The organism is Pseudomonas sp. G2-4 (genome assembly GCF_030064125.1).
In the GTDB taxonomy this organism is placed as follows: Bacteria; Pseudomonadota; Gammaproteobacteria; order Pseudomonadales; family Pseudomonadaceae; genus Aquipseudomonas.
In genome coordinates this window covers 15,213-33,905 of the sequence record NZ_CP125957.1, presented here as the reverse complement: position 1 = coordinate 33,905, position 18,693 = coordinate 15,213, and the positions used below count along the sequence as shown (strand labels likewise).

18 protein-coding genes are annotated in these 18,693 nt (G+C 58.0%); 13 read left to right on the top strand and 5 right to left on the bottom strand.

The window, feature by feature from the left end:
- Positions 1–152: 152 nt before the first annotated feature.
- The 4 genes from QNH97_RS00180 to QNH97_RS00165 all read left to right on the top strand — a co-directional run bounded on the left by QNH97_RS00180 (position 153) and on the right by QNH97_RS00165 (position 5,164).
- On the top strand, positions 153–1,211 hold the full coding sequence (locus QNH97_RS00180; RefSeq protein ID WP_283555059.1) for a PA0069 family radical SAM protein: 1,059 nt from the start codon (positions 153–155) through the stop codon (positions 1,209–1,211).
- Positions 1,212–1,425: 214 nt separating this feature from the next.
- Positions 1,426–2,157 carry a carbonic anhydrase gene (locus QNH97_RS00175; protein ID WP_283555058.1) on the top strand — a complete coding sequence of 244 codons (732 nt, stop codon included), beginning with the start codon at positions 1,426–1,428 and terminating at the stop codon, positions 2,155–2,157.
- A gap of 92 nt (positions 2,158–2,249) precedes the next feature.
- On the top strand, positions 2,250–3,782 hold the full coding sequence (locus tag QNH97_RS00170; RefSeq protein WP_283555057.1) for a SulP family inorganic anion transporter: 1,533 nt from the start codon (positions 2,250–2,252) through the stop codon (positions 3,780–3,782).
- Positions 3,783–4,216: 434 nt separating this feature from the next.
- Complete coding sequence (locus QNH97_RS00165) at positions 4,217–5,164, top strand: IS110 family RNA-guided transposase (RefSeq protein ID WP_283553080.1); 948 nt, start codon at positions 4,217–4,219, stop codon at positions 5,162–5,164.
- Between the two features lie 55 nt (positions 5,165–5,219).
- Here QNH97_RS00165 and QNH97_RS00160 read toward each other — a convergent pair whose 3' ends face one another.
- On the bottom strand, positions 5,220–5,870 hold the full coding sequence (locus QNH97_RS00160; protein ID WP_283555056.1) for a hypothetical protein: 651 nt from the start codon (positions 5,868–5,870) through the stop codon (positions 5,220–5,222).
- Between the two features lie 375 nt (positions 5,871–6,245).
- On the opposite strand from QNH97_RS00160, the gene coxB reads away from it, so the two are divergent.
- The 4 genes from coxB (at position 6,246) to QNH97_RS00140 (ending at position 10,633) form a co-directional block, all read left to right on the top strand.
- Positions 6,246–7,373, top strand: coding sequence for a cytochrome c oxidase subunit II (coxB, locus tag QNH97_RS00155; RefSeq protein ID WP_283555055.1), 1,128 nt, complete (start codon positions 6,246–6,248; stop codon positions 7,371–7,373).
- 82 nt (positions 7,374–7,455) lie between these two features.
- A complete protein-coding gene (gene ctaD / locus QNH97_RS00150) occupies positions 7,456–9,048 on the top strand; it encodes a cytochrome c oxidase subunit I (RefSeq protein WP_283555054.1) in 1,593 nt (530 codons plus the stop codon).
- A gap of 121 nt (positions 9,049–9,169) precedes the next feature.
- Positions 9,170–9,721 carry a cytochrome c oxidase assembly protein gene (locus QNH97_RS00145; RefSeq protein ID WP_283555053.1) on the top strand — a complete coding sequence of 184 codons (552 nt, stop codon included), beginning with the start codon at positions 9,170–9,172 and terminating at the stop codon, positions 9,719–9,721.
- 24 nt (positions 9,722–9,745) lie between these two features.
- Positions 9,746–10,633: a cytochrome c oxidase subunit 3 gene (locus tag QNH97_RS00140; protein WP_283555052.1), complete on the top strand. Its 888-nt coding sequence runs from the start codon at positions 9,746–9,748 to the stop codon at positions 10,631–10,633.
- Between the two features lie 24 nt (positions 10,634–10,657).
- Here QNH97_RS00140 and QNH97_RS00135 read toward each other — a convergent pair whose 3' ends face one another.
- A complete protein-coding gene (locus QNH97_RS00135; RefSeq protein ID WP_283555051.1) occupies positions 10,658–10,861 on the bottom strand; it encodes a twin transmembrane helix small protein in 204 nt (67 codons plus the stop codon).
- A gap of 70 nt (positions 10,862–10,931) precedes the next feature.
- Here QNH97_RS00135 and QNH97_RS00130 point away from each other — a divergent pair, with 70 nt between their 5' ends.
- Genes QNH97_RS00130 through QNH97_RS00110 form a run of 5 tightly spaced genes read left to right on the top strand, consistent with a single transcriptional unit; the run spans position 10,932 to position 14,837 of the window.
- The gene (locus QNH97_RS00130; RefSeq protein ID WP_283555050.1) at positions 10,932–11,669 is read left to right on the top strand and encodes an SURF1 family protein; all 738 of its coding nucleotides are present in this window, start codon (positions 10,932–10,934) and stop codon (positions 11,667–11,669) included.
- A complete protein-coding gene (locus tag QNH97_RS00125; RefSeq protein ID WP_283555049.1) occupies positions 11,635–12,228 on the top strand; it encodes a PA_0111/PP_0108 family redox-active disulfide protein in 594 nt (197 codons plus the stop codon). Before QNH97_RS00130 ends, QNH97_RS00125 begins: the two co-directional genes overlap by 35 nt.
- Before the next feature lie 10 nt (positions 12,229–12,238).
- Positions 12,239–13,318 carry a COX15/CtaA family protein gene (locus QNH97_RS00120; protein WP_283555048.1) on the top strand — a complete coding sequence of 360 codons (1,080 nt, stop codon included), beginning with the start codon at positions 12,239–12,241 and terminating at the stop codon, positions 13,316–13,318.
- Positions 13,306–14,205: a heme o synthase gene (gene cyoE, locus QNH97_RS00115; protein WP_123413967.1), complete on the top strand. Its 900-nt coding sequence runs from the start codon at positions 13,306–13,308 to the stop codon at positions 14,203–14,205. The genes QNH97_RS00120 and cyoE overlap by 13 nt, the downstream gene beginning before the upstream one ends.
- Positions 14,202–14,837, top strand: a complete 636-nt coding sequence (locus QNH97_RS00110) for an SCO family protein (protein ID WP_283555047.1) — start codon at positions 14,202–14,204, stop codon at positions 14,835–14,837. The genes cyoE and QNH97_RS00110 overlap by 4 nt, the downstream gene beginning before the upstream one ends.
- Positions 14,838–15,283: 446 nt before the next feature.
- Here the strand turns inward: QNH97_RS00110 and QNH97_RS00105 are convergent, their stop codons facing one another.
- The 3 genes from QNH97_RS00105 to QNH97_RS00095 form a co-directional block, all read right to left on the bottom strand.
- A complete protein-coding gene (locus QNH97_RS00105; RefSeq protein ID WP_283555046.1) occupies positions 15,284–15,808 on the bottom strand; it encodes a hypothetical protein in 525 nt (174 codons plus the stop codon).
- A 28-nt stretch (positions 15,809–15,836) separates the two neighbouring features.
- A complete protein-coding gene (locus tag QNH97_RS00100; RefSeq protein ID WP_283555045.1) occupies positions 15,837–16,706 on the bottom strand; it encodes a hypothetical protein in 870 nt (289 codons plus the stop codon).
- 129 nt (positions 16,707–16,835) lie between these two features.
- Entirely contained in the window at positions 16,836–18,020 is a 1,185-nt protein-coding gene (locus QNH97_RS00095) for a hypothetical protein (protein ID WP_283555044.1), read from the bottom strand.
- Positions 18,021–18,693: the final 673 nt, after the last annotated feature.

The window sequence follows — 18,693 nt, the reverse complement described above, 5'->3', positions numbered from 1 at the left end:
CTCGTCCCGGTTAAAAGCCTGTGAGGAGAACGTCAAAGCGCTGTGAACGAGGCTCCGGGATTCAGCCGGGCCCCATCGGGCTGCTGAATGGCACTGGCCTTAATTCAACGCAACGAATACTGTATGCGCATACAGCTTTTCGGAGTGCATTCATGTCAGCCCCTCTTCCGCCCCGCGGCCGCGGCACCGCGACCAACCCGCACAACCGCTTCGCCCCGAGCCGCTCGGTGGCCGAGGATGACGGCTGGTATCAGGAAGTCCCGCCGACCCAAGGCACCGAAGTGCGCTTCGAAGTGGCGAAGACCATCATCACCCGCAATACCTCGCCGGATATCCCCTTCGACCGCTCGATCAACCCCTACCGGGGCTGTGAACACGGCTGCATCTACTGCTATGCGCGGCCCAGTCATGCCTACTGGGACATGTCGCCGGGGCTGGATTTCGAAACCAAGCTGATCGCCAAGACCAACGCCGCCGATGTGCTGGAGGAACAGCTGTCCAAGCGCGGCTATCAATGCGCGCCGATCAACCTGGGCTCCAACACTGACCCTTACCAGCCCATCGAACGCGAGCAGCGAATCACCCGCCGAATCCTCGAGGTGCTGCTGCGCTACCGTCATCCGGTGACCATCGTGACCAAGGGCTCGCTGATCCTGCGGGACCTGGACTTGTTGAGCGAATTGGCAGAGCAGCGACTGGTGGCGGTGATGATCAGCCTTACCACCTTGGACGATGAGCTCAAGCGTATTCTCGAACCCCGTGCCGCGGCGCCCAAGGCGCGGTTACGGGCGATAAAGGTCATGCGCGAGGCCGGTATTCCGGTGGGGGTGTTGTGTTCACCGATGATCCCGATGATCAACGACAGCGAGATCGAGAGCCTGCTGGCCGAGGCTCACGCCGCTGGCGCGCAGAGTGCCGCCTACATCATGTTGCGCCTGCCGCTGGAAGTGGCACCGCTGTTCGAAGAATGGTTGCAGGCGCACTACCCACAGCGCGCCGCCCATGTGTTGAGCCTGGTTCGCCAGAGCCGCGGCGGCGAGCTCTACGACAGCCAGTTCGGCAAACGCATGCGCGGCGAGGGGCCTTTCGCCGACCTGCTCGCCCAGCGGTTCAGCAAGGCGATCAAGCGCCTGGGGCTTGATCGGCGCGAAGGCTACAACCTCGATTGCGATGCCTTTTGTCCGCCGGGCCGACAGATGTCCTTGATTTAAATACAGTTGACCTTAAATTGGGTTTCGAAGCCGAGGCTTAACGCGCTTCAACCACGTTGTTTATGCCTTGCAAGATACGTCCTAGAGCCTTCGATTCAGTTTGAGTTAAGTTTCGGCCGCTACCTTGTTCATCGAGTGACTGACAGGTCGAACCCCCCGACCTGGACGTTTTTTAACCAGGCACTGGCGTTATACCGTCAAAAGAGGATGAATCATGAGTGACAAGGATAAACAGCCGTTGGCTGCGTCGGCTTCAGCCCAACCCGAGGCGGAAACCGCCGATGCAGCGCTGCAGCATATTGTTGACGGCTTTTTGCATTTCCATCACGAGATCTTTCCGCAACAGGAAGAGCTCTTCAAGAAACTCGCCACCGCCCAGGCGCCCCGCGCGATGTTCATCACCTGCGCCGATTCGCGCATCGTGCCCGAGTTGATCACCCATAGCTCCCCCGGCGACCTGTTCGTGACCCGTAACGTCGGCAACGTCGTTCCGCCTTACGGGCAGATGAACGGCGGCGTCTCCACTGCCATCGAATACGCCGTGCTGGCCCTCGGTGTGCAACACATCATTGTCTGTGGCCACTCCGATTGCGGCGCCATGCGTGCGGTGCTCAACCCCGACACGCTGGAAAAAATGCCCACGGTCAAAGCCTGGCTGCGCCACGCTGAAGTGGCCAAGACCATGGTCCATGACAATTGCCCGTGCGGCGACGAAAAACAGGTCATGCCTATCCTCACCGAAGAGAACGTGATCGCGCAGTTGCAGCATTTGCGAACGCATCCCTCGGTGGCCTCGCGCATGGCCAATGGTCAGTTGTTCATTCACGGATGGGTGTACAACATCGAGACCAGCGAGATCAAAGCCTATGACGCGGACCAGGGTCGTTTCCTGCCGCTCGATGGCAGCCATCCGATGCCGGTGGCGACGCCCAAAGCGCGCTTCTAACCACTCCTAATCATCCTTGCATGGTTCAAGCCTTACCGCTGTTTGCGCGGTAGGGCCTCGCCATGCCTGAAGAAAACTTCGGGAGAGTCGCCATGCGTGCTGCTCAACAATTCAAAGCTGTTCTGCCACGGGAGCTATTGGCTTCGGTGGTTGTGTTTCTGGTGGCCCTGCCTTTGTGCATGGGCATCGCGATCGCCTCTGGCCTGCCGCCGGCCAAGGGCTTGATCACCGGCATCATCGGTGGTTTGGTGGTGGGTTTCCTGGCCGGTTCGAAGCTGCAAGTCAGTGGCCCGGCCGCAGGCTTGGCAGTGTTGGTCTTCGAACTGGTGCGCCAACATGGCGTGGCGATGCTCGGGCCGATCCTGCTGCTGGCGGGTCTTTTGCAGTTGTTGGCCGGGCGCTTTCGCCTGGGTTGCTGGTTCCGCGTGACTGCGCCGGCCGTGGTCTACGGCATGCTGGCGGGTATCGGCGTGCTGATCGTGCTGTCCCAGGTCCATGTGATGCTCGACGCGGCACCCAAGCCTTCCGGGTTGGATAACCTGGCGGCGTTCCCTGCGGCAGTGGCCCAGGCGTTGCCGTCCTTCGGCTGGCAGGCCGGCCTGCTCGGTTTGACGACGATTGCGGTGATGTGGCTGTGGGAAAAGTTTCGCCCCCACAGTCTGCGCTTCATTCCCGGCGCCTTGCTTGGTGTAGGCCTGGCGACCGTTGCCAGCCTGATGTTGGCGTTGCAGGTCAAGCGTGTGGAAGTCCCGGAGAACCTCGCCGAAGCCATCGATTGGCTGCGCCCGGCGGACCTGCTGAACCTGGTCGATCCGACGTTGCTGATCGCCGCGTTCGCCGTGGCCTTCATTGCCAGCGCCGAGACCCTGCTGTCGGCCGCCGCCGTGGACCGCATGCACAGCGGTGACCGTGCGGACTTCGACCGCGAGCTGTCGGCGCAAGGTATCGGCAACATGTTGTGCGGCCTGCTCGGCGCCTTGCCGATGACCGGCGTGATCGTGCGCAGCTCGGCCAACGTCCAGGCCGGGGCCACGACGCGGATGTCGACGATTTTCCACGGCCTGTGGTTGTTGCTCTTCGTGCTCTTGCTGTCCAGCGTACTGCAGAGCATTCCGGTGGCAAGCCTGGCGGGTGTGCTGGTCTACACCGGTTTCAAACTGGTGGATCTCAAGGCGTTTCGCAGCCTGGGCCGTTATGGCCGGATGCCGATGTTCACCTATGCCGCGACGGCCCTGGCGATCATCTTCACCGACCTGCTGACCGGTGTGCTGATCGGTTTCGGTCTGACCCTGGCGAAACTGGCCTGGAAAGCCTCGCGACTGAAAATCAGCCTAATCGATCTGCCCAAGGAGGGTGAGATGGAATTGCGCCTGGTGGGGGCGGCGACCTTCCTGAAGGTTCCAGCGCTGACCCAGGTGCTGAACACGCTGCCCACGGGCGTAACCGTGCATGTGCCGCTCAATAACCTGAGCTACATCGACCATTCATGCCTGGAGTTGCTGGAAGAATGGAGCCGGGCGAATGCCAGCAAGGGTTCGAAGCTGCTGATCGAATCCCGTGGGCTCAAGCGTAGGTTGGAGGGGCGGTTGCGGACGACCGTGGGGGTGGGTGCAGCGTCTGCCTGACACCCAAGAAACCCTGTGGGGGTGAGCTTACTCGCGATGGCGGTGTATCAGCCAACTGTGATGTTGCTGGTCCATTGCCATCGCGAGCAAGCTCGCTCCCACAGGGGACTGTTGCTGGACACATATTTTTGAACCACCCGGATTCAATGTGGGAGCGAGCTTGCTCGCGATGGCGGCGTGTCAGTCAACTGCGATGTTGCTGATGCAATGCCATCGCGAGCAAGCTCGCTTGTATGGTAGGACTTGAAGGGAGGAGGAGGGACAAAGCTCGATTCTGACTGTTAGCCGCAGTACAGACCGTGGGAGATTTCACCCCTCCTCCTTTCACCCAAGCGCCGATAAAGAATGCATCTGGCCTAGACCGACGATAGGAACAAGCCTGCGCCTCTGGGTGAACCCTTCAAGTGTTCAAACCTTAGCCCGGAGGATTTTCAATGGCAATGCCGGTTTCTGTCGCAAAGCCGATCGTGGGTGTTGATGTCGCCAAAGATGAGTTGGTGATTTATCACGCAGAAACAGATCGACTGGAAGCGATCCCCAACACCAAGGCAGCGATCAAGAAGTGGCTCAAGGAATTGTCCGCGCCAGTGGATGTCGCCATCGAAGCCACCAATATCTATCATCAGGAATTCGCCGATCTGGCTTATGCGCAAGGCTGTGTGATCTACATGATCGGCGGCTACGAGCTCAGCCATTACCGCAAAGGTGTGAAAGTTCGCGCTAAAACCGATGCGCTGGATGCTCGGTTGTTGGCTCGCTACTTGAACAACGAAGGCCACCAGTTGCACCCGTGGACCCCGCCATCGCCCTTGTATTGCCGGCTTATAAGCCTCTTCCGGCGTCGGGCAGCCTTGGTCCAGGCGCGTGTCAGCCTCAAGCAAAGTTGGTCCAACGAACCGTTGCTCAAAAGGGCCTTTGAGAACCAGATAAAGGCCATGCAACGACTGGAGATCTTGCTCGAGAAAACAATCCAGACGCAGTTGGAAGCCGCTGGCTTGGGCGCTCAGCTCAAGCGCTGCATGAAAGTCGAAGGCATTGGCCTGTTGAACGGTGCCCGTTTGCTCACGTCGTTTCAGCGTGGGGATTTCAGAAATGCCGATGCCTTCATCGCTTTTCTGGGCCTAGACCTGCGTATATCGGACTCAGGGAAAAAGAAGGGACGCCGCTGCCTGTCTAAGCGAGGTGACCCAGAGGCCCGTCGATTGATGCACAACGCCGCGATGTCGGCGAGGCGCACAGCGGCATGGAAGGGTTTTTATGAGGCACTAAGGGCCCGGGGACTCAGCACAACCGAAGCATTAGTGGCACTGGCCCGCAAGCTTGCCCGAGTGGTATTCGCCCTGCTGAAGAATCAGAGCGAATACTTACCGAAAGGCATTTAGGGGGTAGCCCTGCACCATAGAATCTCCCACAAAGGTTTTAAGTTGTCCTGATGGATCAAGCCGCCGGCTGATCCAGCTCCAGTCCCACGCCCAGCTGGCGCGACAGGCACGGCCAGCGCTTCCACGCCGCGCCCGTGTCCGGGCTCGCCAGCTTCTCTCGGTAAGACTCCACCGACTCCAGCGCAAAGCTGTCTTCGTCGAGCATTTCATCCACCGCGTGATGCACGGCCTCATCCAATTGGTTGGCAAACGGTTCGCCAATCAAGTGATGAGCGATCAGGTTGGCGACCGTCATGTCCAGCGGGATCAGCGGCTGGCCGAAATGCTTGATATACAAATCGTTGACCTCCTCCACCAGCCGGTGAGCCAGGTAGGCTTCATCCAACAGGCAATCCAGGCCGACATGGCCCTCCATCAGCTTGGGTGGCTGGAGGAAAAACTGCTCGGCGATTTTCAGCACCGGCTTGATCTGCGATTCGATGCCGGCTTCGCGAGCCACCTCGTTGGCGGCGTCCAGCAGGTCAGGCACTTGCTCGATGTAGGCGCTGACAAAGCGGGTCATGACGCCCTTGGCGTCAATGTCCGGCAGCTGGATCGCAGCGTGCAGATGCGGGAGCTGGGCTTCCAACTGACGGGTCAACTGGCCGGTCTCGGCTTCATGTTGTTGGGCTTTTTCGATCTGCTCGCGCAATGCGGCGGTGTTCATGACAACTCCAGGGTTACAAAGGCAATGAAATAGGGAAGACATAACTTAGCTGGCGCAAAAACACTCCTAAGACCTATTTTTCATAACCGTCGCTTCCGTGCTGCGTCGCAGTTATATCGATTTGCCATCACTCAGGTTCGCATCCTTCTCCATTCGCGGGCTCTAGTGCAAGCCCCGTCTGTTTCAAACGATTTACGCCATCGCGTTGCGAGGTTGCAGTCGCTGTCTATACTCGGTTTGGAATGGAGTTAGCTGATGACACCCGATTGCATGTGCAGCAAGGCGCGGCGGTTCAAGTTGGTAGTCTGAAGTAGCCGATCCCTTGCCGCAGGCTTTACGCCTACGGGATAACAAGAACGATAAGGGGAACCCGCAATGACGCGACATCCACACGTATGGATGGGCCTCCTGTTGTGGTCGATTTTCAGCCAGGCGCAAGCGGCCTGGACTGTGAATATGGCGCCTGGAGCGACACAGATCAGCAACGCAGTCTTCGACCTGCACATGACCATTTTCTGGATCTGTGTAGTCATCGGCGTCATCGTCTTCGGCGCCATGTTCTGGTCGATGATCATGCACCGCCGCTCAACGGGCCAGAATGCGGCCCATTTCCACGAAAACACCCGCGTCGAAATCCTCTGGACCATCGTGCCCCTCCTGATCCTGGTGGCCATGGCGGTGCCTGCCACCGCGACCCTGATCAAGATGTACGACTCCAGCGAGTCGGACATCGATATCCAGGTCACCGGCTATCAATGGAAGTGGCACTACAAGTACCTGGGCCAGGACGTCGAGTTCTTCAGCAACCTGGCCACGCCAGCTGAACAAATCCATAACCAGAGCGCCAAGGGCGAACATTACCTGCTGGAAGTCGACAAGCCGCTGGTGCTGCCGGTCGATGCCAAGGTGCGCTTTCTGGTGACCTCCGCCGACGTGATCCACTCCTGGTGGGTGCCGGCCTTCGCGGTCAAGCGCGATGCGATTCCCGGGTTCGTCAACGAAGCCTGGACCCGCGTCGACAAGCCCGGCCTGTACCGCGGCCAGTGCGCCGAGTTGTGCGGCAAGGACCACGGCTTCATGCCCATCGTGGTCGAGGTCAAGAGCAAACCCGACTACGAAGCTTGGCTGGCCGAACGCAAGGCCGAAGCCGCGCAACTTAAAGAATTGACCAGCAAGGAATGGACGCGAGAAGAACTCATCGAGCGTGGCGACAAGGTCTACCACACCACGTGCGTGGCCTGTCACCAGGCCGAAGGCCAGGGCCTGCCACCGATGTTCCCGGCACTCAAGGGCTCGAAAATCGCCACTGGGCCGATCAAGGATCACCTGAGCATTGTCTTCCACGGCAAACCCGGCACGTCCATGGCGGCGTTCGGCAAGCAGCTGTCGGAAGTCGATATCGCGGCGGTCGTGACCTATGAACGTAACGCCTGGGGCAACAACAAGGGCGACATGGTGACGCCGAAAGAAGTGCTGGAACTCAAACAGGCGGAAAGCCAATGAGCCGGCCTGACGATTGTTCCCGTAACCGGTCGGGGCTCAGCGCCCCGCGCCGTCCAGCCCACTCGTTCGAAGGAGACAGGACATGAGTGCTGTGATCGATGACCACGGTCATGCCGGTGCCGGCCACGCCCACGGCCCCGCCAAGGGCCTGATGCGCTGGGTACTGACCACCAACCACAAGGATATCGGCACGCTGTACCTGTGGTTCGCGTTCTCCATGTTCCTGCTGGGCGGCTCGTTCGCCATGGTGATCCGCGCCGAGCTGTTCCAGCCCGGCCTGCAGATCGTGCAGCCGGAGTTCTTCAACCAGATGACCACCATGCACGGCCTGGTGATGGTCTTCGGCGCGGTGATGCCGGCGTTCGTCGGCCTCGCCAACTGGATGATCCCGTTGATGATCGGCGCGCCAGACATGGCCCTGCCGCGCATGAACAACTTCAGCTTCTGGTTGTTGCCGGCCGCGTTCCTGATGCTGGTGTCGACGCTATTCACGGAGGGTGGCGGGCCGAATTTCGGCTGGACCTTCTACGCGCCGCTGTCCACCACCTATGCGCCGGAAAGCGTGACGTTCTTCATCTTTGCCATCCACCTGATGGGCATCAGTTCGATCATGGGCGCGATCAACGTGGTCGCCACCATCCTCAATCTGCGCGCCCCCGGCATGACCCTGATGAAAATGCCGCTGTTCGTCTGGACCTGGCTGATCACAGCATTCCTGCTGATCGCGGTGATGCCAGTGCTGGCCGGCTGCGTGACGATGATGCTGATGGACATTCACTTCGGCACCAGCTTCTTCAGTGCCGCCGGCGGTGGCGACCCGGTGCTGTTCCAGCACGTGTTCTGGTTCTTCGGCCACCCCGAGGTGTACATCATGATCCTGCCGGCCTTCGGTGCCGTCAGCTCGATCATCCCGGCGTTCTCGCGCAAGCCGTTGTTCGGCTACACCTCGATGGTCTACGCCACGGCCGCCATTGCGTTCCTGTCGTTCATCGTCTGGGCGCACCACATGTTCGTGGTGGGCATTCCGCTGGTGGGCGAACTGTTCTTCATGTACGCCACCCTGCTGATCGCCGTGCCCACCGGGGTGAAGGTGTTCAACTGGGCCAGCACCATGTGGCAAGGCTCGCTGACCTTCGAAACGCCGATGCTGTTTGCAGTGGCGTTCGTGATCCTGTTTTCCATTGGCGGTTTCTCCGGGCTGATGCTGGCCATCGCCCCGGCGGACTTCCAGTACCAGGACACCTACTTCGTGGTCGCGCACTTCCACTACGTGCTGGTGCCCGGCGCGATCTTCGGGATCTTCGCCTCGGCCTACTACTGGCTGCCGAAGTGGACCGGCCACATGTACGACGAAACCCTCGGCAAGCTGCACTTCTGGCTGTCGTTCGTCGGGATGAACCTGGCGTTCTTCCCGATGCACTTCGTCGGCCTGGCGGGCATGCCCCGGCGGATTCCCGACTACAACCTGCAGTTCGCCGACTTCAACATGGTCTCGTCCATCGGCGCCTTCATGTTCGGCACCACGCAGATCTTCTTCCTGTTCATCGTGATCAAGACCATCCGCGGCGGCGAGCCGGCACCGGCCAAGCCGTGGGATGGGGCCGAAGGGTTGGAGTGGAGCGTGCCGTCGCCGGCGCCGTATCACACGTTTACTACGCCGCCGGAAGTGAAATAGATGACGCCGGGGATCTGTGTGGGAGCGAGCTTGCTCGCGATGGCTGCGACTCGGTGTGTCAGACACACCGCTATCGCGAGCAAGCTCGCTCCCACAGGGTTCCCGGGGAGGATTGGAAGCCATGGCTGATTCCATCTCGCTGAAGAAACTGGTGACCCGCCTGCTGCTGGTGGTGGTGGCCATGTTCATCTTCGGGTTTGCCCTGGTGCCGATCTACGACGTGATGTGCAAGGCGTTCGGCATCAACGGCAAGACCGCCGGGCAATACGAAGGCGAGCAGACCGTTGATGAGTCGCGCCAGGTTCGTGTGCAGTTCCTGTCGACCAACTCGGTGGACATGCCCTGGGACTTTTATCCCAAGGGCGATGAACTGGTGGTCCGGCCCGGGGCGGTGAACGAGATGGTCTTCGTCGTCCACAACCCCACCGACCGGCCAATGAGTGCCCAGGCGGTTCCGAGCATCGCGCCGAGCAACGCGGCGGCCTATTTCCACAAGACCGAATGTTTTTGTTTTACCCAGCAAGTGCTGCAACCCGGCGAACGCATCGAAATGCCCATGCGCTTCATCGTCGACCGGGACATGCCCAAGGAAGTGAAGCACCTGACGCTGTCCTACACGCTGTTCGATATCACCGCTCGTCATCCACCGGTGGCTCTAAACACTGACCGATAGCGTGCCCGATAAGGAGAACAATAAATGGCAACTCACGAACACTATTACGTTCCGGCCCAGAGCAAATGGCCGATCATCGCCACGGTCGGGATGTTCGTCACGGTGTATGGCCTGGCGACCTGGTTCAACGACCTGAAGGCCGACCGACCGGACTCCCACGGCCCGCTGATCTTTTTCGTCGGCGGCCTGCTGGTGGCCTACATGCTGTTCGGCTGGTTCGGCGCGGTGATCAAGGAAAGCCGCGCCGGGCTCTATAGCGCGCAGCTCGATCGCTCGTTCCGCTGGGGGATGAGTTGGTTCATCTTTTCCGAGGTGATGTTCTTCGTCGCGTTCTTCGGCGCGCTGTTCTATGTGCGCATGATCTCGGCGCCGGGTTTGGCCGGCGAAGGCAGCAAGGGTTTGTCGGAGATGCTTTGGCCAAACTTCGAATATGTCTGGCCGTTGCTGAACAACCCCGACCCGAAACTCTTCCCTCCACCCAAGGATGTGATCAGCCCTTGGGGCTTGCCATTGCTCAACACCATTCTGCTGGTCAGCTCCAGCGTCACCGTGACCATCGCCCACCATGCCCTGAAAAAAGGCCATCGCGGCGCGCTGAAAATCTGGCTGGCGATCACGGTGCTGCTGGGTTGTGCCTTCCTGGGCTTCCAGGCCGAGGAATACATCCACGCCTATAAAGAGCTGGGCCTGACCTTGGGCTCGGGGATCTACGGCGCGACGTTCTTCATGCTCACCGGCTTCCACGGCGCCCACGTCACCATCGGCACGATCATTTTGTTCGTGATGCTGATGCGCGTCATGCGCGGGCATTTCGACAACGAGCATCAGTTCGGCTTCGAGGCCGCGAGCTGGTACTGGCACTTCGTCGATGTGGTGTGGATCGGTTTGTTCTTCTTCGTCTACATCCTCTGAGGCAACCGTTACCAGGGCGACTCTTTACCAAGGAGCATGCGACACCAACTGGCCGCTGAAGAAACCCCAGGCAATCAAGCCGACGGTGATGGCGGCCAGACCAACCCGAATCGCCAAGGCGATGACCAGGCGATTGGAATTGCCCTCATCCTTGACCAGAAAAAACAGACCGCTGAACAGGCTGGCAATCGTGGCAATCAGCATCAGGAAGATGGCTGCTTTTAGCATTAGGGACACTCCGGGGGGACGCGATGCACGTGAGTATAGCTATCCCGTTCGACAGCTTTCGGACGGCGCCATGAAACACTTTCGGCCGGGCATCCTGCCGTCGCTGGTGGTCGCCGTTCTGGTGCCGGTGATGGTGTGCCTGGGGTTCTGGCAATTGAGCCGGGGCGAACAGAAGCGTGTGCTCATGGACAGTTATGCCGAGCGCCGCGTGGCGCCGCCGCTGGACAGCGCCGAGCTGCAACACACAACCGATCCAGCCTTCCGGCCGGTCAGCCTGCACGGCCAGTTCGACGCCGAACACAGCCTCCTGCTGGATAACCGCCAGCACGACGGCAAGGTCGGTGTCGAACTGCTGCAACCCTTCCTCGATCACGCCACCGGGCAATGGTTGCTGGTCAACCGCGGCTGGCTGCCCTGGCCGGACCGCCGCACCCCGCCGGTCTTCAATACGCCTGATGCACCGGTGAGCCTGCAAGCCTGGGTCTACGTCGCCCCGGGCGCGACGTTCCAACTGCACGCCGATCCGGCCGGGGCAGCGTGGCCGCGAACGGTCACCGCCATCGAGCCCGACAAACTCTGGGCCGAACTGGGCCGCAGCGGTTTCACCTATGAATTACGCCAACAAAACGGCCCAGGCGCCTACCGGACCGATTGGCCCGTGGTGGCCATGGGGCCGGAAAAACACCTCGGTTATGCCGTGCAGTGGTTCGCCATGGCGGCGGCGCTGTTCGGCCTTTTCCTTTATCTCGGATGGCACAACGCAGGGAGACACCATGGGAACCGCCATGAATCCAACCAACACGTCTGAAGCGCCCACGACGCCCAACCGTCGCAAGGGCCGTCTGCAATTGCTGCTGATTGTGCTCGGGGTGGTCGGCCCGATGCTCCTGGCCACCGTCATGTACAAATTCCAGTTCTGGGTGCCGGACAGCCGCAGCTACCACGGCGAACTGATCGGCACTGGCCAGACCCGCGCCGATATCGGCGTGCAGGCCGATGAGCAGCGCTGGCAGATCCTGGTCACGGCGCCGCAGGGGTGTTCGGTGGATTGTCACCAGTTGGTCTACCTCGCCCGCCAAGTGCAAATCGGCCTGGGTCGCGAGGCCTCCCGCGCCAGCCACGCCCTGGCCGTCGCGCAACCGCTGGACGCCGAATATGACGCGCAACTGCAGCGCGAATACCCGCAGCTGCAACGTTATCCACTGGACCTGCCGGCCTATCAGAAAGGCGCCGAAGGCTCTGGCGGTGCGCAGCTGTGGATCATCGACCCCCACAGCAACCTGGTGCTGCGCTACGACGCCCGGGTCAAGGGCAAGGACCTGCTCAACGACCTGCGCCACTTGCTGAAACTGTCGAACATCGGATGAGGACATCGACATGGCCAAACCTGGATTTCGCCTCGCGCTGTTCGCCACGCTGCTGGCACTGATCGTCGTCCTGCTGGGCGCCTACACCCGGCTCACCCACGCCGGCCTCGGCTGCCCCGACTGGCCCGGTTGCTACGGGTTCATCAGCGTGCCCAAGAGCGAAGCCCAACTGGCCCATGCCGAGTTGCACTTTCCCGACACCCCGGTGGAAGCCCACAAAGGCTGGAACGAGATGGTCCATCGCTACTTCGCCGGGGTCCTGGGCTTGATGATTGCCGTGTTGGCCGCCCGGGCCTGGATGAACCGCCGTCACCCCGGCCTGCCGCTGAAGTTGCCGCTGTTTCTGCTGGCGGTGGTCGTCGCCCAAGCGGCGTTCGGCATGTGGACCGTGACCCTCAAGCTCTGGCCGCAAGTGGTCACCGGGCATTTGCTGGGCGGGTTCGCGACGTTGAGCCTGCTGTTCCTGCTTACACTGAGATTGTCCGGCGTCCTGCCGGCGCTCACCGTGCCCAAGCGCCTGCAACACTGGGCCACCGCCGGGCTGCTGCTGGTGATCGGCCAGATCGCCCTCGGTGGCTGGGTCAGTTCCAATTACGCCGCCGTGGCCTGCATCGACTTCCCCACCTGCCACGGCCAATGGCTGCCCCCGGCCGATTTCGCCAACGGCTTTCACCTGACCCAACACATCGGCCCGAACTACCTGGGAGGCCAGCTCGACAGCGACGCCCGCACCGCCATCCACCTGACCCACCGCATCGGCGCACTGCTGGTGACGTTGGTGCTGCTGGGGCTGGCCTGGCAACTGAAAACGGTCGGCATGACCCGACTGGCCGGCCTGGTGCTGATCGCACTGGCGGCACAAATCACCCTGGGCATCAGCAACGTACTGTTTCATCTGCCGCTGCCGGTGGCCGTGGCCCACAACGCCGGGGGCGCCGCACTGCTGCTGACCCTGGTGCTGGTCAATTATCACGCCCGCACCAGCCTGGTCCGGGTCAAGCATCAAGTCCCGCTGCGCTGGCGGTTCAACCCGCATAAACACAGCGCCAGCCCCATAACTATAAAAGGAGAGATGCCATGGCAACCTTGACCGGTGAACGCCACAGCCAAGCGATCTGGCGCGATTACCTGGAGCTGACCAAGCCCAAAGTGGTGGTGCTGATGCTGATCACCTCACTGGTCGGCATGTTCCTCGCCACCCGCGCCGGCGTACCGTGGACGGTGCTGGTATTCGGCAACCTGGGCATCGCCCTGTGCGCCGGTGGCGCGGCGGCGGTCAACCACGTGGTGGACCGGCGCATCGACGCGGTGATGGCCCGCACCCACAAACGGCCACTGGCCGAAGGGCGGATCTCCCCGGCCGCCGCCCTGACCTTCGCCCTGGCCCTGGCGGTGATCGGCCAAGCCTTGCTGCTGGCCTTCACCAACCCGCTGACCGCCTGGCTGACCCTCGCCTCACTGCTGGGTTATGCGGTGGTCTACACCGGCTTCCTCAAGCGCGCAACGCCACAGAACATCGTCATCGGCGGCCTCGCCGGCGCAGCGCCACCGCTGCTGGGCTGGGTCGCGGCCACCGGTCACGTCAGCGCCGAACCACTGCTGCTGGTGCTGATCATCTTCGCCTGGACCCCACCGCACTTCTGGGCCCTGGCGATCCACCGCAAAGAGGAATACGCCAAGGCCGACATCCCGATGCTGCCGGTGACCCACGGCGAGCACTACACCAAGATCCATATCCTGCTGTACACCCTGGTTCTGCTGGCGGTGAGCCTGATGCCGTTCGTGATCCAGATGAGCGGCATGCTCTACCTGATTTGCGCGCTGGTGTTGGGCGCCCGGTTCCTGCAATGGGCCGTGGTGTTGTACCGTGGCACTCGGCCGCACGCGGCGATCAACACCTTCAAGTACTCTATCTGGTACTTGTTCCTGCTGTTCATCGCCCTGCTTGTAGATCATTACTTACTGTTGAGCCTATGACTCGAACCCAGAAAACCGTCTTCATCCTCGTGGCCGTCATCGCACTGATCCTCGGCCTGACCATCAACAAAGTGCTGTCGGGCAAAGGCGAAGGCGACCCGACCGCACTGATCGACGCTGGCATCATCCTGCTGCCCCAAAGCCGCACCCTGCCGGACGTGAAAATGACCGACCAGGACGGCCAGCCCGTAGCGATGGACGGGTTGAAAGACAAATGGAGCCTGCTGTTCTTCGGCTACACCTTCTGCCCGGACATCTGCCCCACCACCCTCGCCCAACTGCGCCAGATCAAAAGCGAGTTGCCGAAAGAGGCTGTGGATAAGTTGCAGATCGTACTGGTGAGCGTCGACCCGAACCGCGACACGCCCAAGCAGTTGAAGCAGTACTTGGGGTACTTTGATCCGCAGTTCATAGGGCTGACGGCTTCATCGGTTGAAGACCTGCAGAAACTGGCGAATGCGGTGAGCATTCCGTTCATCCCGGCAGACACTAGCAAACCCAACTACACCGTCGACCACAGCGGTAACCTCGCCGTCATCGGCCCGGACGGCACCCAACGCGGGTTTATTCGGGCGCCGTTGAATAACCAGAAACTGGTGGCGCAATTGCCGGAGATGCTCAAGCGCAAATAGCGCCTCCAGGGGCATACCGCTCAGCTAAGCCATGCGGATTCCTTGTGGTGAGGGAATTCCTTGTGGTGGGGGAAATTCCTTGTGGCAATGAAATCCATTGTGGCGAGGGAGCTTGCTCCCGCTGGGCTGCGCAGCAGCCCCAAAAGGCCAAACTCGATCAACATGGCACAACGCGATGGCTAGGTTCAGGACGAGAGGCCTCCTGCCCCCGCTCCCACACCAGGTGGTGGTGAACACACTATCCGCAACAACCCCCAATCCCTGTGGGAGCGAGCTTGCTCGCGATGAAATCGACTCGGTTCCAGACCAAAACAAGTCACCCGCATCGCAGGTAAACCCGGTCCCTACAGAACCTGGCTACCTTAATTGGAGGAACGACTCAAGCTCTGGTAAAGCTAGCAGGCAGATAATCCAGAGCTTGCCGAGGTCACCATAGAATCTAAAGTTTAGATTCTTCCATTGTGCACTTTATCAAAGCAATAAAGTTGCTCATCGATTTCGCGTAGAGGCCTACCTGTGCGCAGCGCGATTTCGCTGAGCGCTTCAGCGTATGCGATGTATTTGTCATAGCTATAGGTGTTGTAGTACGGCTTATTTCCTGTTAGAGCCCGATAAGCACGGACATCAATAATAGGGAAAACGTCCGGCCTTATGAATTTTAAAATCGCGCTTGCCATTGGGAAACCTATGCCCTGAGATAGGACTAACCGATCAAGCGCTGAGCGTACTGCGTCATCACGCAGCTTTAATTCGTCATCCGATGCTATATGAGACAAGATTTCCAAGGTATCTTCTGAGACTTCTAAAACCCTGTTGGACTTCCACAGAGATACTCTTCTTAGATCATCTTCGGATATAGAGTGCGTACGATTTAATCGAGCATGCAGAGCCTTTGTTTCTTTGTCATTGTATTCGAAATTATAATCTAGCTCGTCGGTATCTTTCTGATAGACTCGGATAGGCTTATCCACTTCCAATTCTCTGGCTTAATTTTTTTGATTAGAATAGATCGAAGTTACTATCTGCAAACTTCTGATGATTCTCGTTATTAATTTCAACAATTTTGCTTTTCACATTCCCAGTATAAAAATCCCATTTTTTGCGATTATATCTTTGAATTGATCTTAGTACGTAATATTCGATTTGATTTAGGGTGTGATCTGGGAAAGTTGGACTGTATGCTTTGAGCGCTGTGTAATAGTTATGGTAATTTGTAGTGGCTTTACCAGCCTCTGTTTCGAATTTCAACGATCTAGAGTGCGTTATTACTTCTAGCAATGTGTTGATATCTCTCTTGCAAAAAAAAGCTCGCATTTCATCTTCGCCCTCCAGCTCGCGTGCATGATAAGCTAAAACCTCTGACTCTTGAATTTCTTCAAACCAATATTTGTGATTGTATTCTGGTAGCCCTGTTATCTTTTCGTAATCAAGATATTCTAGCGAAAATCCGATGACGTTTTGCTTTAGTTTGTCCTTGATTTCTTTTTGATCTTGGCTCAGGTGATCCCCTGCTATAACGCTGTTGAATCGCTTTTCGATTGCGCTTGCTTTGATGTCCCCGTCGTGCACAGCTAAAATAGAGAATGACGGTATTTTGTACCCTTCGTAAATCTCTTGGCCGTATTTCAAGAACCCATATACACAGGAAACTAGGTTCATCCAAGATCCGCAGATTAAGTATTTGCAGGATGGACTGTGGGGTCTAATGTCAGACTTTATTCTATCGATTACTTCACAAGCTAATTTATCTTCCGCAACAATGTATATAGACGGGATAAATTTCGAATTGAATGACCCAGTACGAACGGTTGTTTTTGTTCCTAGGATGCCGATGGTTGAGATGACTTTTGTAGGCTTCTGGTCTTCCATGTAGTACCTCCTTATAAGAGTAATATCTCGCATTTGTACAATGGTACTGGAATCCCGCTATCGCTGGAAACCTTCCGAATCAATCTATTTTATATTTATCTTACGCCTTGTGGATATTATTCTGAAAGTCTATCCCTGTGGAAGAAGGCGGTTGGGCATGAATGGTGAAGTCTCCGAAGCAGCGCCAATTGTTGAAACAACTAAGATAGGGACATGTCCACCAGCAAATTTCTTGTAGGTATCTTCATTGAAATTTGAAGGAGGTGTTACATGGCGTTCCCGCTGCTCCACTAGTTGAAATAGACTGTTGATAAAGTTGAATTCGTTCGATCTAGATTTGGGGCTAGATATTAACCAGCGATCCACGTCCTCTGTAGAGGAAAACTTCAAAATTGGCGCCACAGCTTGGAGCATCAAGTCACATCCACGCATGCTGGAGGTTATATTTTGATTAGCGCACGTATAGGTGTAGCTATGTGTTGGATTCGAGGCCATTTCAAGCATTGTATTTACAAATATCGACCAATGGTCGGAGCCCGAGAGCACGCCAGGCTGAAACCCCCGGCCTAGCCGCCCCGTGAGCAGTCCTTCAAAACACTCGGCAAAGTCAGTGTGACATTCAACCCCTGATTTTGCTGTCGAGGGCGCAGGAGTGCATATCCCGGTGACCCAAGTTGACTCATTTGCGAAAGCATTTGCAACAAGAGAACCGTGGTCGACGCCACCGCTAAGTTTCGCAAGCCACGTTGGAGTGGTATTGGCAGCTTTGTATGCATTTCCTTTAAAAATAACTACGTATTGAGATCCTGCAGCGTAGGGCTCGGGTTGAATGGAGGCATTTTTGAAGTCCCATTCCGTATAATCCGGAGGTGCAGTTGCAATTCGTGAAACACCTGTGAATTTTGGCCAGCTTTGATAAAGCTCAAATTGTATTCGTTGGGTGCCGCTGTAAAGCGACCCTGTTTTCGGTTTTAGCGCTGTTTTGGCTTGTAGCAGCATTGCTCTACCAATCACCGGAGCTTTACCTGCTCGGTCGAAATGTTGCTGGACGAGCAGCAGGTCGCCAATCTCTACAGACTTGCTAGATCCTGAGGGTTTTACCTTTGGTGTTTGGTGTGTAAACACGCCTTTGACAAGCAGGTCGCAGGAGGATGGTATGTAATGAGTTAGCGTTGCTCGAAGACCTCTGTACATTTCTTTCGCGAGGAGAGCGCTTACGAGACCGGGTTCGTCCGGAGTTTTCGGGCTTGCCCTTGCCCAAGCAAAAGCATGACTCAGATTTACGTAGGTGCGTATGTCATCAATGAGCGGCATGGGTCCTCCTGGAAGTCTTACTGCGGCAATCTGGGTCGCAGACTATGCACTATGATGCACTACGAGATATGGAAAAGTAAGCAATGAGGCCAGTATTCCTCTTAATTTCGAGGATGGAGATCGGGAACAAACCAAGGTTATGAGACAGGCCGATTACAAGTGAACTCAAAATCGTAGTCTGTCCCTAATTTTCCCTAAAAAAATCCGATGCCAGTACAGGCATCGGATTTTGATTTCTTGCGGCCAAAGTTCAAGCGAGAAGGCTTACTGACTGGCATTAGCCCATGTGGCGGTTTTTTTATATCGACAGAACTCAGGTTCTGACGCCGGCCATTAGGCCAGTGGGTTCAAGCTCCTTACCTTTGGCGAGGCTGACCGACAAGAACTGGCGCTCGATGCTGGACGGGCAACTAGCCAGACGGCGGGCCTCTGTCTGGTACCGGGCAGCAAGCAACAGCTTTGGAGTACGCTTTGAAGTTTTCATGGAAAGCTCGGGCAATAAATACGACGGCGGAAGTGTTAGGAAACAATAGGGCTCACGGTCGAAGTCGCACAAGAGAGCGGATTCTGGCGTAGTTGTAGGCAAAGTCGCAGGGGCGTATGCGTGGGCGTTTGTTCCTATTGCCACTCTCTGTGGAAGCGAGCTTACTCGCGATGAAAACGACGCGGTTCC